Annotated in this window: 13 protein-coding genes; 9 read left to right on the top strand and 4 right to left on the bottom strand. The window is 48.5% G+C overall.

The annotated features are described in order from the left end of the window. Positions 1–14 precede the first annotated feature (14 nt). The 4 genes from cobT (at position 15) to MKY85_RS07420 (ending at position 4,251) form a co-directional block, all read left to right on the top strand. Positions 15–1,133, top strand: a complete 1,119-nt coding sequence (cobT, locus tag MKY85_RS07405; RefSeq protein WP_342572223.1) for a nicotinate-nucleotide--dimethylbenzimidazole phosphoribosyltransferase — start codon at positions 15–17, stop codon at positions 1,131–1,133. After that, positions 1,130–1,690, top strand: a complete 561-nt coding sequence (gene cobU, locus MKY85_RS07410; RefSeq protein ID WP_342572224.1) for a bifunctional adenosylcobinamide kinase/adenosylcobinamide-phosphate guanylyltransferase — start codon at positions 1,130–1,132, stop codon at positions 1,688–1,690. Before cobT ends, cobU begins: the two co-directional genes overlap by 4 nt. Beyond that, entirely contained in the window at positions 1,687–2,577 is an 891-nt protein-coding gene (gene cobS / locus MKY85_RS07415; protein ID WP_342572225.1) for an adenosylcobinamide-GDP ribazoletransferase, read from the top strand. Before cobU ends, cobS begins: the two co-directional genes overlap by 4 nt. Before the next feature lie 129 nt (positions 2,578–2,706). After that, on the top strand, positions 2,707–4,251 hold the full coding sequence (locus tag MKY85_RS07420) for a cobyric acid synthase (RefSeq protein WP_342573297.1): 1,545 nt from the start codon (positions 2,707–2,709) through the stop codon (positions 4,249–4,251). A 265-nt stretch (positions 4,252–4,516) separates the two neighbouring features. On the opposite strand, the gene MKY85_RS07425 is transcribed toward MKY85_RS07420, so the two are convergent. Beyond that, the gene (locus MKY85_RS07425; RefSeq protein ID WP_339240457.1) at positions 4,517–6,217 is read right to left on the bottom strand and encodes a methyl-accepting chemotaxis protein; all 1,701 of its coding nucleotides are present in this window, start codon (positions 6,215–6,217) and stop codon (positions 4,517–4,519) included. Between the two features lie 351 nt (positions 6,218–6,568). Between MKY85_RS07425 and MKY85_RS07430 the strand changes: the two genes are divergently transcribed. From MKY85_RS07430 to MKY85_RS07440, 3 genes are all read left to right on the top strand, one after another. Further along, positions 6,569–7,966: an L-cystine transporter gene (locus tag MKY85_RS07430; RefSeq protein WP_342572226.1), complete on the top strand. Its 1,398-nt coding sequence runs from the start codon at positions 6,569–6,571 to the stop codon at positions 7,964–7,966. Between the two features lie 375 nt (positions 7,967–8,341). Beyond that, positions 8,342–9,025: a queuosine precursor transporter gene (locus MKY85_RS07435; protein WP_339259662.1), complete on the top strand. Its 684-nt coding sequence runs from the start codon at positions 8,342–8,344 to the stop codon at positions 9,023–9,025. A gap of 209 nt (positions 9,026–9,234) precedes the next feature. After that, the gene (locus MKY85_RS07440; protein ID WP_342572227.1) at positions 9,235–9,588 is read left to right on the top strand and encodes a hypothetical protein; all 354 of its coding nucleotides are present in this window, start codon (positions 9,235–9,237) and stop codon (positions 9,586–9,588) included. Between the two features lie 287 nt (positions 9,589–9,875). On the opposite strand, the gene MKY85_RS07445 is transcribed toward MKY85_RS07440, so the two are convergent. Then, entirely contained in the window at positions 9,876–10,964 is a 1,089-nt protein-coding gene (locus MKY85_RS07445) for a Xaa-Pro peptidase family protein (RefSeq protein ID WP_342572228.1), read from the bottom strand. Between the two features lie 271 nt (positions 10,965–11,235). Between MKY85_RS07445 and MKY85_RS07450 the strand changes: the two genes are divergently transcribed. After that, entirely contained in the window at positions 11,236–12,450 is a 1,215-nt protein-coding gene (locus MKY85_RS07450; protein ID WP_339259669.1) for a PQQ-dependent sugar dehydrogenase, read from the top strand. A gap of 612 nt (positions 12,451–13,062) precedes the next feature. Here MKY85_RS07450 and MKY85_RS07455 read toward each other — a convergent pair. Further along, positions 13,063–13,794, bottom strand: a complete 732-nt coding sequence (locus MKY85_RS07455; protein ID WP_342572229.1) for an MBL fold metallo-hydrolase — start codon at positions 13,792–13,794, stop codon at positions 13,063–13,065. A gap of 56 nt (positions 13,795–13,850) precedes the next feature. Continuing rightward, positions 13,851–14,393: a hypothetical protein gene (locus MKY85_RS07460; RefSeq protein ID WP_339259673.1), complete on the bottom strand. Its 543-nt coding sequence runs from the start codon at positions 14,391–14,393 to the stop codon at positions 13,851–13,853. Between the two features lie 103 nt (positions 14,394–14,496). Here MKY85_RS07460 and MKY85_RS07465 point away from each other — a divergent pair, with 103 nt between their 5' ends. Then, a complete protein-coding gene (locus MKY85_RS07465) occupies positions 14,497–15,360 on the top strand; it encodes an SDR family oxidoreductase (RefSeq protein ID WP_342572230.1) in 864 nt (287 codons plus the stop codon). The last annotated feature ends 43 nt before the right edge of the window (positions 15,361–15,403 follow it).

Genomic DNA, 15,403 nt, shown 5'->3' on the forward strand with positions numbered 1-15,403 from the left:
GAAGTGCTGGTTGTATGAATAATGAACAGATGTTGGAGCAAATAACCAAAAGGATTACCGCTCCTGATCAGGAAGTGGCGGCAGAAACCTCTGCGCACGTGGATTCGTTGACGAAGCCGCCAGGGAGTCTGGGCAAATTGGAAGAGCTGGTGATCCGCCTGGCTGGCATAACGGGTAATGCACGTCCGCGTTTTGATCACAGGGCGGTCATTGTCATGGCCGCAGATCACGGCGTAGTGGAAGAAGGCATCAGTGCTTTTCCTGCTGAAGTAACTCCGCAGATGGTCCAGAATTTCCTCGCTGGGGGCGCTGCGGTGAATGTGCTTGCCCGTCACGCCGGAGCTGATGTGATCTGTGTGGATATCGGTGTGAATGCCGATCTTGAACATCCAGACCTGCTTTCCCATAAAATTCGCAAAGGCACGGCCAACATGGCCCGAGGTGCAGCGATGACCCGGGATGAGGCCGTTCGGGCTATCCTTGCAGGAGCCGAAGTTGTATCGGCAGAGGTGGCGAAGGGAACACAGCTGTTTGTCACCGGAGAGATGGGAATCGGCAACACCACTGCAAGTGCTGCGGTAATGAGCGCACTTACCGGAGTTGCACCTGCCGCCGCCGTGGGGAGAGGTACCGGCATTGATGATGCAGGCTTGCAGCGCAAGGCTGCTGTAGTCAGCCGGGCACTTAGCGTAAACGCTCCGAACCCGGAAGATGCACTGGATGTTCTATGCAAAGTGGGTGGACTGGAGATTGCTGGACTCACGGGGGTTATCCTCGCAGCAGCTGCTCATCGTTGCCCGGTTGTTGTAGACGGGTTCATCTCTACCGCCGCGGCGCTGGTTGCGAGACAACTTGCACCCCTGAGCACCGCTTATATGATCGCTTCTCATACTTCACATGAAAATGGACATGGAGCGCTGCTGCGTGAACTGGACCTGAAATCGATGCTGGATCTGGACATGCGTCTGGGTGAAGGCACAGGTGGTGTGCTCAGTCTTCATCTGATTGACGCAGCATGTCTTATTCTGAACGAGATGGCGACCTTTGCAAGCGCGGGTGTCTCAGACGGGACAAGCCCTGCTTCGGACTCTGCGTCGGATGACTCATCCGTGCAAAGAGAGGGTTCCCGATGAGTGTACTGGTGACGGGCGGGGCACGCAGTGGCAAAAGCTCCTTTGCCGAACGTCTCTGCATGCAGCGTTCCTCGGAGGCCTGGTATGTGGCGACAGCCCAGGCGTACGATGATGAAATGCGTGAGCGTATCGCCATGCATCAGCAGCAGCGCGAGGCATCGGGGTATCTGTGGCATACGATGGAAGAGCCGATGCATCTGCCTGCTTTGATTAATTGCATGGGTGAAGGGCACACAGGGACTTCTGCACCCACCATTCTGGTGGATTGCCTGACGCTTTGGCTGACGAATGTTTTGTTAGCACATGAGCATGACGAGAAGCAGGTGTTACAGGGACATTTGGATGCGCTGGTTGAAGCGATTCGAATCTATCCCGGTTTGCTCGTTCTTGTTACAAATGAAGTGGGGGACGGGATCGTACCGGAATATGCCCTTGGCAGGAAATATAGGGATTTGGCCGGTGTATTAAATCAGCGCATTGCGGCGATATGCGGTGAAGTGTTTCTGGTGACCGTAGGCATTGCGACTGAACTGAAAAGCAAGGAGTATCGCTTATGAAGGATGGCACGCCTGCTCCTCAGCGCAAACATGCCGCGGCAGCCGCTTTTCAATTTTTGTCCCGTTTCCCTGTCAAAATGCACATCGATTTTGTCCCGCCGCTGCTGCGTGAAAGTGTTGTTTTTTATCCGCTGGTCGGTGCTGCAATCGGTCTGTGTGTCTGGCTCGCGGGAGCCTTAAGCGGTGCAGTGCTTCCCGCCTTTCCGGCTGCCGTCCTGACCTTGACGCTATGGGTGTGGCTCACTGGTGGGCTTCATCTTGACGGATGGATGGATACGGCAGATGGTTTGCTCAGTTATTGTACTCGTGAGCGAATGCTGGAGATTATGAAGGACAGCCGTGTGGGGGCCATGGGCGTGATCGCCTGCGTCTTGTTGCTGATGATGAAAGCGGCGCTGATCGCCGATTTCATTGCCCGGGGCCACTGGGTGTATGGTGCGCTGTTGATCCTGCCCATGATCTGGAGCCGCTGGTTCATGGTGTATGCGATGTCTGCATGGCCGAATGCGCGCGGAGATGATGGACTTGCCGTATTGTTCAAAGGACTCGGTGAGCGGAAAGAGGTCCAGCGTGCACGCAGCTCAGCCGTGGGGCTGACCTTGATCGCAGGGGCAGTTACGTTTGCCGCGGTGTGGCTTTTCAAGCCGGATATGGGGATTGCAGATGCAATGCTGAGTGGTCTGGGAACACTGCCATGGTGGCTATACCCGGTGACGGCCGTTATTATACTGCCTGTGGCGTGTTATTACATCGGCCGATTCGTGGCTGCGCGGATCAGTGAACGACTCGGCGGTTTAACCGGGGATACGTATGGTGCCATGAATGAGCTACTGGAGGCGGCTTTGTTGACCGTGCTGAGCGTGCTTCAAGGACTGTTCTGGCTTTAACTTTTGAAGTGTGAAGCAGTTTGGAGAGCGTTACGCATGAGGTTGGCAGCATGGTGATCTGGAGATAACACGTAGACAGGGGGAGAGATCGTGGAGGGTAAGCTTGTACAGCAAACAGCAGCAGTACTCATGCTGCAAGGGACGGCTTCCGATGTGGGTAAAAGTGTCATCACAACGGCATTATGCCGTATATTCAAGCAGGATGGCTTCAAGCCAGCCCCGTTCAAGTCACAGAATATGGCGCTGAATTCCTATGTGACGGAAGATGGCAAGGAGATTGGTCGGGCCCAGGGGGCACAGGCCGAAGCCTGCGGTATTGAGGCGACTACCGACATGAACCCCATCTTGATCAAGCCGGTGCGGGACATGCATTCGCAGATCGTGGTGCATGGGGTACCTTTTGCCCAGATGAGTGCTTCGGACTACCGTCAGCATTTCCTGCCAGAAGCAAAGCAGACGGTTATGGATGCGTTGAACCGGCTACGGGACACTTATGATATTGTGCTGATGGAAGGGGCGGGCAGTCCTGCCGAGATCAATCTGAAGGATCGGGATATCGTCAACATGAATCTGGCAGGTTGGGCTGATGCACCGGTAATTCTGATCTCTGATATTGATCGGGGCGGGGTATTTGCTTCCATCGTTGGCACACTGGAGCTGTTAGAGCCGCATGAGGTCCAGCGTGTGAAGGGTTTTATCATCAACAAGTTTCGCGGTGATCTGTCCCTGTTGCAGCCTGGACTCGATTGGCTCGAAGAACGGACAGGCATTCCAGTATTAGGTGTATTGCCTTACATAAGAGATATTCAGATTGAAGCAGAGGATTCAGTGGTGCTGGACTCCATGCGTCATGGGAAATCCGGCAAAACCGAGCTGGATCTGGCGGTGATCCGATATCCGCGAATTTCCAACTTTACAGACTTCGATGCACTTTCCCGTGAGCCGGATGTGAATGTGCGTTACGTGACATCGCCAGAGGAATTGGGCAGTCCGGATGCCATTCTTCTGCCGGGTACGAAGGATACGATAGGGGATCTGGGATTTCTGCGTGAGTCTGGTCTGGAGCAGGCAATCGCCAGCCAGACCGAGCGTGAGCATGTCCAAATCGTAGGTATATGTGGCGGATACCAGATGCTGGGACGTCATCTGAAGGACCCATTTGCTGTGGAGGCAAATCAGATTCAGGAAGCGAAGGGACTTGGCTGGCTTCCGCTATCGACAACGTTTCTTCAGAACAAACAGACGGTTAGAGCTTCCGGTCGAGTGCAGCCTGATCATCCTGTTCCTCTGTATAGTGAACAAGATGCAGCTGACGCTTCATTACCTATAAACGGATATGAGATTCATATGGGTGTTACGGAGTGCCACGAGCCGGAGCATGTCACCGGATTGTTTGAAATCTCCCATCCAGGTGGTGAACCATTCCATGAAGGCTGGGGCACAACGGATGGCAGGGTGTGGGGAACTTATCTACATGGTTTGTTTGAAAGTGATCAATTCCGACGTTCATGGCTGAATGGTTTGCGTGTTGGAAAAGGACTGGTTCCGCTTCAGGAGACATACAGTGCGCATGAACGTAAAGAGATGGAGTTCGATCGGGTAGCCGAATCATTGCGTTCGGCATTGGATATGCAGCGTGTGTACGAGATAATGGGTATTAAGTTACCGGAGTGAGCAGGAGAACAGAGTCAACAGCCGATCTGAGCGAGAAAACATCAAGTGATATATCAGTATGGGAATGTAATTAATACGCTCAGGTATTGATTATGAAATGGATTAAATGCATTTCATAATCGTCATAACACAGTTCTTATACAACAATACCCCCATGTCCGACAAACCGTTCTCTGGAAACGGAATGTTAGCGGCATGGGGGTATTGTATATCCTATGATTAAATAAGGTTTAAATCAGGTGATGATGGGTTAATGGTTTACCTGTTAGTTTATTTTGAATTTCTTCATGGCGGATTGCAGCTCTACAGCTTGTTCATGCAGATGGCGAACCGTATCCGAATGTGAATCCATCTCGCTGAGTTGAAGATCTGCTGTTGAAGCAATCTGTAACATGCTCTCACGGGATTTGGACGTAATCTGTGCCGTTTCTTCCACGGACGCACTTACTTCTTCAGCACCAGCGGATACTTGTTGTGTCGAAGCAGAGACGGTCTGAATGGTCAGATTGACGTTCTGGATCAATTCATTCAGTTGCTGGAAGGCTGAGCCTGCTTGTTGAACAACAGTTGTACCTGAACCAATCTCCTGGGTAACACGGTTCATGGCATCAACAGACCGTTCAGCGTCTTCTCGAATGGTGCCCAGATAATCCGAGATTTCCTCTGTGGCTGTTTTGGATTGTTCGGCAAGTTTGCGAACTTCTCCGGCAACGACAGCGAATCCGCGGCCATGCTCTCCGGCACGTGCTGCTTCAATGGAGGCGTTGAGTGACAGCATGTTGATCTGTTTGGTGATTTCAAAAATGGAAGCAACAATGGTACCTACGGCTACCGAACGTTCATTCATGGTCTCCACATACCGTAGTGATTCACTTGCTGTCTGGCCTACACGTTCCATCTGCTCAACGGCATTCTGAGCCAATCGGTTACCGTTAACTGCTTCATTGGCTGCTTCCCCAATCTGCTCGGATACTTCGGCAGAAGATGAAGCAATATGCATGATGCCCTGCGTAATTTCCTCCATGGCTCTGGCGTTCTCGGATGCGCTTGACGCAATGCTGATGCTGCCTTTCTCTGCATCTTCTGCAGAGCGGCTGGAGTTCCGTACCATACCAGACATCGATTCAACCCGTTGAAGCAGGTCATTGGAGCCTGACACCACTTCATTGGACGTGGACAAGGCACGGCTGATCATTTCTTTCAGATTATGTGTCATCGTCTGGAAGCTTGAAGCGAGCTGGGCAATTTCATCTTTGCCTTTGATCTGGAGTTCAGCGGTCAGATCACCTTGGGATATTTGTTTACTATGTTGGACAAGCTTGATGATCGGTTTGGTTACTCTTTTGATCATACTAGTGGAGATCAGCCAACCGAGCACAAAGACTAATGCTGTAATCCCAAGACATAGCCAGAAAATCTGGGTAATCTTATCCTGAATGAATTGGGCGTCCATGCTCACAGCCATAATCATATTACTACCTGCAATTGGAATGAATGCTGCTTTATGTACACCAAAGGAGTCCGAATAGACTTCGCTGATTACCATTTCTTTGCTCTCGATGGCTGTGTTCATTGCTGGCTCTACAGTGATCTCATCCTGGGCTTTCATACCTGAGGAAGAGTTGGCTACAACGACTTTGGCTGAGCCGTCCTGAATAGCAACAACGTAAGCCGCATCTAGATTATGTTCTTTTGCTTTTTCGGCCAGATACGATTCCACGGTCATGGCAGCACCTTCTGAACCGGCTCCGCCACTCTGTACCTGTAGGATTTTGGAGGCAGAAGTATTCTTGTATATATCCTGAATGGACGTGTTTAGGACTTTGTCGAACTGCGGTAGAACGTAACTTTGAATAATATTCATCGACACGGCATAGAAACTAATACTGAACAACAGAGAAGCAACCAGCAGAACGAGGAACAAGGTGCCTCTGATTTTACCGGCAACGGTGCGATTACGAAACATATGATCATCCTTTCACGTCAAGTTCATTAACATTATCGCTTTTCCGTACTCATAAGACCTATCTACCAATGAAGAAAGACCTAAATTATATGTTGAGAAAACTTGGGAATAAGCGGATATACCTATATTACAAAATTAACCGGAGGTTGAATAGAACAATTTTCACGAATTGGTGTATTTTTTTCAGAAATTGATGAATCTGTTACATACATATTACATAATATCAATTAATACCTACCAGAATAGTTTGTTATATGGTATATTGTAAAATGTCTTGTTGGAAGTACAAGAAATAGAAGAGAAAATCGGATATGTTCCGGTTACACACATGCCTGAGGAGGATTTAAAGAAATGGATACTTTTCTAATCATATTGAATGTAGTGGTGATGCTTGCTTTACTTGGCATCCTCTACTGGATGCAGAAAAAGCATATCTCCTTTACGAAACGCGTATTTGCGGGTCTTGGACTGGGGGTTGTGTACGGGGTTATTCTTCAATTGGTGTACTCATCAGGTTCTGATGTAGTTACGAAATCAGTCGATTGGTTCAATCTGGTCGGTTCAGGATATGTTCGTTTGTTGCAAATGGTTGTGATTCCATTGATCATGGTGTCGATCATCTCAGCCATCATGAATCTGAAGGGCAAGCAAAATCTCGGTAAGATGAGTGTTTCCATCATTGCCATTCTGTTGATCACCACAGCGATTGCTGCAGGGGTCAGCATTGTAACGAGCCTTAGCTTTAACCTTACTTCCATTGAAATTGAAGGTGGAGATCGTGAGATCGCCCAGGGTCAGAAGATGGAGGAACGTCTTGTTGATGTGAAGGATCAGACCATTCCGCAGCAAGTGCTGGAATTTATTCCTTCGAATCCATTTGCAGATATGACAGGAGAACGTCGTACATCCACACTGGCGGTCGTTATCTTCTCCGCGTTCATCGGTGTAGCTGTACTTGGACTGGATCGCAAAAAACCACAACAGGCGGAAACATTCCGAGGTATGGTTAATGCCGTATACGCGGTGGTTATGCGGATTGTAACATTGGTGCTCAGGCTTACGCCATACGGGATTCTGGCCCTTATCACCAAAGTGACGGCGACCACGAATCCGGATGAAATTCTCAAGTTGATCAAATTCGTCATTGCGTCCTACGTGGCCCTCATCGTGATGTTTATCATTCACCTGATCATCATCTCACTGTCCGGGTTCAATCCGATTACGTATGTGAAAAAGGTTCTGCCAACACTGGTATTTGCCTTCACCTCCCGTTCAAGTGCAGCGTCGATCCCGCTGAATGTGGAGACACAGACGAAGAAACTGGGCGTATCGGACGGTATTGCGAATCTGTCTGCAAGCTTTGGTGCTACAATTGGGCAAAACGGCTGCGCCGGGATCTATCCGGCCATGCTGGCGGTGATGATTGCTCCAACGGTCGGAATCGACCCGCTGAGCTGGGACTTCATCGTGACGTTGATCCTTGTTGTTATGATCAGTTCGTTTGGTGTGGCAGGTGTTGGCGGCGGGGCAACGTTCGCTTCCCTGATTGTATTGTCCACCATGAACCTGCCTGTAGCTTTGGCAGGATTGCTGATCTCTGTTGAACCGCTGATCGACATGGGTCGTACAGCGCTTAACGTGAACGGGTCCATGACTTCTGGACTTGTAACCAGCAAAATTTTGAAAGAAAATGATCATGACACATTCAATGATCAGAGCCGTGAGCTGGATTCAGCTGTTCAGGCTTAATAGACTGGATTGGATAGAGGCTCGTGGAAAGATAGCTAGAGCCTTTTGCAAGCCAAGTGAGAAAAGCCGTCCTTCGGAGGAATCCGGAGGGCGGTTTTTTTTGTAGCCATCACATCATCAAACCTGTGCATGTTGTGTGAATCCGTATACTTTTTGATGCTCGTGGTAAGAGAGATGGAGGTAGGAAAAGCGTAGTATGGTCGAGAGGAACACATGGAATATAGGAGGGTCGTAGTGACTCATGCACACTTGGAGTTATTTAGTTCTGTTCATGGGACGAGAAATGTGATAGAGTATTCATGTTTTGGCCCTGAGCCAAACCGCGGTTCGTAACCATCCCGCGTAATCAAAACTAGGAAGGCAGTGTATGTATTTATGTTTAACTTAGGGTGGGGAGCGGTTTTCGTTCTCGTAACTTATGGATTTTTCCTGTTGTGTTACCGCTTGTTCGGTAAAAAAGGTCTCTATGCCTGGATTGGTGTGGCTACGGTTATAGCCAACATTCAGGTGACCAAAACGATAGATATCATGGGCATTGTACTGACGCTTGGCAACACGATGTATGTCAGCATGTACCTGACCAGTGATCTGCTCAATGAGAAATATGGACCAGGTGAAGCGCGCAAAGCTGTATGGTTCGGATTCTTTACGCTCATCATGACCACGGTTCTGATGCAGATGGTGTTGTTCTTTGAGCCGGCACCGACGGACTTTGCACAGGATTCGATGAAAACATTGTTCGGTCTGCTGCCACGTCTGGCTCTCGGAAGTTTGACCGCCTATTTCATCAGTCAGTTCCTGGATGTACGATTATATTCCTGGTTACGCAAGGTGGCCCCAGGGCGCAATCAGTTGTGGATTCGTACCAACGGCAGTTCGATCATCAGTTCATTTGTGGATACACTGGTGTTCTGCACAATCGCGTTTGCGTTCATCTATCCTTGGGATGTATGGCTGGAGATCTTCCTGACCACGTATATTATCAAATTTGTATTAACTGCGGTTGGAACACCGTTCCTGTATGCTGCACGCAGCTTTAAGTTTAAGGAAGAAGTTTAAAGAATATTCAAAGAGGATCACTTAAAATCACCCTTTGTGCAGTCCATTATAATTCGGACTCTGCAAGGGGATTTTTTATAGAAAACACATGTCCCCGAAACAAGATAAACCCTTTTTACATTATTATGAAAAAGTTATAATATAAACAACCTGTCGTTATGAGCATGTATCATTATCCAACGATGATATCAACCAAAGGGGAATCGCATATGTACTCTACACTGCGTTATACACTGGAAAGCAATGGCACAACCTACGAGAATGATAGCATGAATGCCTCGTTATTGGTGGACTTGATCACCAATCTGGAATTGCAGGAATACGTAGTACTTGTACCTTCGGAGCTGGTGGAGGGAAGTATGTATATGCAGGCTGCTGCGCTTGAGGAACCAGGGCACATGGTGGCGGAGATTCGTTTGCAGGAAGGTGAGGACGGTTTCCGTCATTACAGCTACAGCACAACAGATCCGACTGCGATTATTCAATGGTTTCTGGATTATTGGGGGAAGCAACAGCTGCCACAGCTGGAATCCTGGCAAGATATCACGCATGAGTTTGACTAATGCTAAATGAGTAAGCAGGAATAAGACACGTAGGATGCCGACGGAGTAACTTAGGATATGCTTCGTATAAATAAAATCCCGCAACCCATGATATCATGGATTTGCGGGATTTTGCATTCGCGATTGTACTTGCTACTCTTTCTGTATATAGGCCTGAGGCGTACGCCTAAGGAGTATATTATTTTGAAGATACAGCTCAGCGCAGTTTCGTGCAGTGCGGTTCATGATGCATAAGATCGGCTGAACATAGATGGATATGGTGTTGTTTTGACATAGATCCAATTGGATTAGTCGCTAAGGATTTGCAGTTCTTTTGGATATGTTGTCAGAACTTCGATACCCGTCTCGGTCACAATCACATCATCTTCGATACGCACGCCGCCTGCTGCGGTATATATGCCCGGTTCAATCGTGAATACGGTACCTTCATTCAGGATGTCCATATTCTCTCCATGGAGAGAAGGATACTCATGTACGTCAATACCCAGTCCATGTCCTACTCTATGCATAAAGCGCTCGCCGTATCCTGCTTCTTCCGTGACCTGACGTGCCGCACGATCCACTTCTGCGCAGGTGATGCCTGGTTTCACGATTTGGATGGCAGCTTCGTTGGCTGCGAGCACCGTGTTATAGATGGTTTTGAGTTCGGGTGAGATATCCCCAAAGGCGAATGTACGCGTGATGTCCGAGGCATATCCACCAGCATATACACCCATATCAAACATCAACAGGTCACCATGTTGCAGTTTCCGTTCACCCGGTGTCCCGTGTGGCAGACCTGTTTTGGGTCCCGTGAGCACCATGGTATCAAAGGAAGGGCCGTCAGCTCCCAGTTTTTTCATCTGATACTCCATCTCGGCGACAAGTTCAATCTCGGTTACGCCTGTGCGAACATGAGAGAGGCCTTGACGGAGAGTTTCTTCAATCAGATGAATGGCATGGCGAATGCGGGCGACCTCATCGGGTGTTTTTTTCACACGTAATGTGCGAAGCAACGGGCCTACATCTTGGAAGCTGGCAGCACCAAGAGCGGCAGTAAGCTGCTCATAACGTGCGACCGTCACGTATTCTTTTTCAAGACCGACTCGGCCCAAGCGCCCCTGATAACGATCAAACAAAGCATACGGATTATCCGTATCCGTGTGAGTTGCAATGTTGGATACCGAAGAAGCGGCTGCCGCAGCTTCAGCGTCAAGTGCGGGTACAATCAGCAGGGGCTCTTCGCCGCGTGCGAGAACCAGACCAAGGAAGCGTTCATGCGGATTGCTCGCAAATCCAGTTAAATAGTAGATATGTTTCGGATCTGTGATCAGCATGGCGTCCAATCCTTGCCCGGACAGATCGGCTTCAAGACGGGATAAAGGGTTTTGATTCATAAGTGTAGTTGTCCACCTTTCGATTCTTACTATCTTTCTATTATAAAAGAATATGATGGAATTCCAAACTGTAGTGATTTCAGATCGGTTGAATCCCTTGAATTCTTCGTTTGAGCGGCTGGTGTGAAGGGTAATACAGGGCGAAACCGCTGTACATGAATAATAGCATCACAACTATAGAGAACAACATAAAAACAACAGATTAACCATACGTTGAGGTTTAGCTTCGTTATTTTATACAAAAGTACGATCTGCGAAGGGAGATGTAATCATGAATAATCGAGGAACCGTTCCACTGTATGCTTCATTATTAAGTGTGGCACTGTTAACAGCATCATGCTCTTCAGCCGATCCCTCTGTTAGTGGAACAGAGCAGACGTCGTCTCAGGGACAGGGAACCGGTCAGGGACAGACAGCCAATGGAGGCAACTCCGGTTCGAGTGGAAGTGAGGGTGGAGCGCAGGGAGAGGCGGTTATTCCGTATCAGGCTTCCGTTCTGGTTGAAGGATTGAATGCACCCTGGGAGATTGTAAGTGTGCCTGATGGTCGGATGTTTGTAACGGAGCGCCCTGGTGCAATTCGGATTATTGAGGATGGAAAACTGGCCCCTGAACCATTGATTGAATTCTCAGCTCCGTTTAATGAAGAAGGTGAAGGAGGGCTGTTGGGTCTTGCAGCTGATCCGGACTTTGAGGAGAACGGTTATTTGTATGCGTACCACTCCTATCTGGAAGGCGACGACATTGCCAATCGGGTGTTACGCCTCAAGGTGACTGAGGGGAAAGCCGTTATAGACAAAGAACTGCTTGGTAACATTCCAGGCGGAACGAATCATAATGGTGGGCGGATCAAGATTGGCCCGGACAAGTTGCTCTATATCACAACAGGTGAGCGGTATGAACCGGAACTGTCACAGAACAAAGATAGCCTTGGGGGTAAAATACTGCGGATTGGTCTCGATGGATCGATCCCTGCAGACAACCCGTGGCCGAATTCACCTGTGTACAGCATGGGGCACCGCAATGCACAGGGACTGGCCTGGAACCCGGACAACGGTTATCTCTATGCGACTGAGCATGGTCAACGTAATCATGATGAGATTAACCGGATTGTAGCGGGTGAGAATTATGGCTGGCCCGAGGTGGAGGGAGACGACGATGACAATGGTGCATATCAGGCTCCACTCGCACATAGTGGGAATGATACGTGGGCGCCGTCTGGTGTAGCTTTTGTTGAAGAAGGACCTTGGGCCGGCTCACTGATTGCCGCAAATCTGCGTGGAGAGCAGTTGCTGAAGATTACTCTTTCGGAAGACGGTACACAGGTGGAGAAGGTGGAACCGATCTTCGAAGATGAGTGGGGACGGATTCGCAATGTGAGTGCTGGAGAGGACGGAAAGTTATATGTGCTTACGAACAATCGGGATGGACGAGGATCGCCACGTGATGGGGATGACAAGTTGATTGTACTTACTCCGGAGAGTTAATTTATTCTAACAAACCTGACACACCTTAAATAGAGGTATAGTGGCGTTTGTAGAATGTAACGAACCTCAGCCCCGTTATAACGCCAAAATTCACTCGAAACCTGCGAGGAAATCAACGAAATGAGTAAATAAGGTGTCTGGAGTTCGTTAGAAAATCTTAAAGCTCAAAATACTACGTATAGGGTGTCTGAGATTCGTTACAAACAATTAGAGTGTTTAAAGTCTGTCTCAGATTTGTTAGAGGTGGAACCTAATCAATAAGCTTGACACTTACGTTACGAATTTTTCGGTGGATTGTTTTGCCAAACGGGAAGGAGAAAGATTCTGTGCACATGCGTGGTGAAATATAGCGGTGTAATATAAGATACTGCGTGCATATCGTGCGCAATAGGATCTGCCATACGTCAATACCAGTATGGAAGTAGATGTACATGCTTAATTAATCAAAGGAGCTGTCCCGTCAAATTCATGACTTATGGGACAGCTCCTTGATTGTAAAGGATGTGTCATCCTAATCCTGAAGAGGGTACAACGTAGGTGTGCCACACCAATCTACAAGATTTAAAAGGATGCGTTATGGTCGCCAGAACATTCACAGTTCCGCGTTCTTATTTATTCTGCGCTCTCCGCAAGTGTGGCAATACGCTGAGCCGGATCATTGTTGTACTCTCCGCCGTGATAACAGAGAACTTTATCAAGTTTAAGGTCTGTCAGTTTCTTCAAGCTTCGGAGTGCTTCAGGCATGTCCGGTGTCGCAGGTGGCGCAGGGCCAACGAGTTCATCATCAACCACACGAAGTTCATCGGCAGCAAGCAGGAACTGCTGCTCTCCGAAATACAAGCAGATATGACCTGGGGTATGTCCAGGTGTATGAATGACTTGTGTGCCTCCTTGCAGAGGTAACAGGTCTCCGTCTGCGAGCGTTCTGCTGATGTTCACTTCGGGCAGCTGCAAGAGAAGTTGGTCTGCCAGTGCCAGAACGGGCGCAGGCAGCAGAGCACGACGTTCAGGAGTGAACTTGATCAAAGGTTTCTCACCAGTTAGATATGGAATCTCATCGGCATGTGCCCAGATTTCCAGATCGGGGATAGCATCCAGAAGAGCGCCCAGATTACCGATATGATCGATGTCCTGATGTGTAATAATCACACGTTTGACGTCCGAGAGATGTACGCCCTCGTGTTCCAATGCGGATTGAAGTTCAGCAAATTGGCCAATCATGCCCGTATCCACCAAGGTCACGCCATCTTCATCACGAAGCATGACGGGGAATATGGGGCTGTTCCCGGAAGGTGTGGGAATCTGAAGATGTAGCACAGTAATCGAATGGGTTGGTTGGCTCATGGTAATCCGGACCGTAGTCCGGTACACCTCCTTTTCTTTTTTAGCGATAATTGTTGTTATTCAGGGCGATTATATTTTAAGTGTTTTCTATATTTTTTGACCGTATGGAGCAGTGATTCGAACGTTTCTTCTTCATTACTGCCATCCTTAATGATGGAGACAAACGAAAAGTTATCATGAACAAGTTTGTTCCTTGTCTGAAATACCAGACCGAGGGCTTCAGCGAAGTGTTCTTTTTCGGATTCCAGAGCAATGAACTCTTTACTCAGTTCAGCTTGAATGATCTCCATGTTGGAACGTGCCCGATAGGCAGGAGTTTTCATCAGCTGGGTCGAATTAAACTTTTTCTGATATACGTGTCTGTACAGTTGATGTAACATCTGTTCAATGATGGCGCATAGTTCGATAACCAGTGAAGCATATCTTCGGTTTTTGCGTTTTCGGGTGAACTCACGTGTTTCTTCTTTGTCCAAAATACCGTATTTTTCATACAGCGTTGAATCAACGTTTTGCAAGATCTCCTGATATTCCTGTTCGAGTAGTGCGATTTCAAGTTTGGCTTGTTTTTTAACTTTTTTGAAGTCATCTTTGGTCAGCATACTTGTCCTCCCATGGAAACCGAGATGTGATCCTATCATTATCTCATATTGTCCGTCGTCGCGCCTCTAATTTCAGAACCTTTGGTTCAGAAGGGAAGTACTCATGTCCATTCAGACAGCAATTGTAACAGGGGCCAACTCAGGGATGGGTTTGGCAACCACCATTGAACTTGCAAAGCAAGGATATCACGTAATTATGGCATGCCGCAGTGAGAAGCGCGGACAGGATGCTCTTCAGGAGGCTGTGCGTCAGTCCGGCTCTTCTGCAATTGAATTGATGTTATGTGACCTCGGCTCACTCGAAAGTATACGCCAGTTTGCCCGCACATTCCGCGAGCGTCATGATCGCCTTGACGTTCTGGTGAATAATGCGGGAGTGGTGATGATTAAGCGGAAGGAAACCTCAGATGGGTTCGAACAGAGTATCGGCATTAACCATCTGGGTCATTTTCTGCTGACTTTGCTTTTGATCGAACCTCTAAAAGCTGCAACGCAGGGACGGGTTGTAAACGTGTCGTCAGGTGCATACAAAGCCGGCAAAATCCACTTCGAAGATCCACATCTGCACAAAGGTTATAATCCTATCAAAAGCTATGCCCAATCCAAATTGGCTAATGTGTTGTTCACTCGAGCGCTGGCCCGTAAACTGTCAGGTACCTCGGTTACGGTGAACTGTCTGCATCCTGGTGCGGTGGGCACGAGTATTGGTGTAGATCGCAATACCGGATTTGGCACACGCATTATGGCGTTTGTAGGCAAGCTTCCCTTTTTTCTGTCCCCTGAAGAAGGGGCGCGAACGGCTGTTTATCTGGCTACAAGCCCAGATGTTGTCGGCATCACCGGGCGTTACTTCTATCAACAGAAAGAGCAGCAGCTGAAGGCGCATGCCGTTGATGATACTTCAGCTGAGCGTTTCTGGATGTGGAGCGAAGAACAAGTCGGGCTAAAGCCTGATGAGAAATTGTAATGCAACACAAGCTGATGATTGACCAATGAATCAGCTTGTGTTG

This window comes from Paenibacillus sp. FSL R5-0749 (assembly GCF_038595085.1).
Taxonomy (GTDB): Bacteria; Bacillota; Bacilli; order Paenibacillales; family Paenibacillaceae; genus Paenibacillus.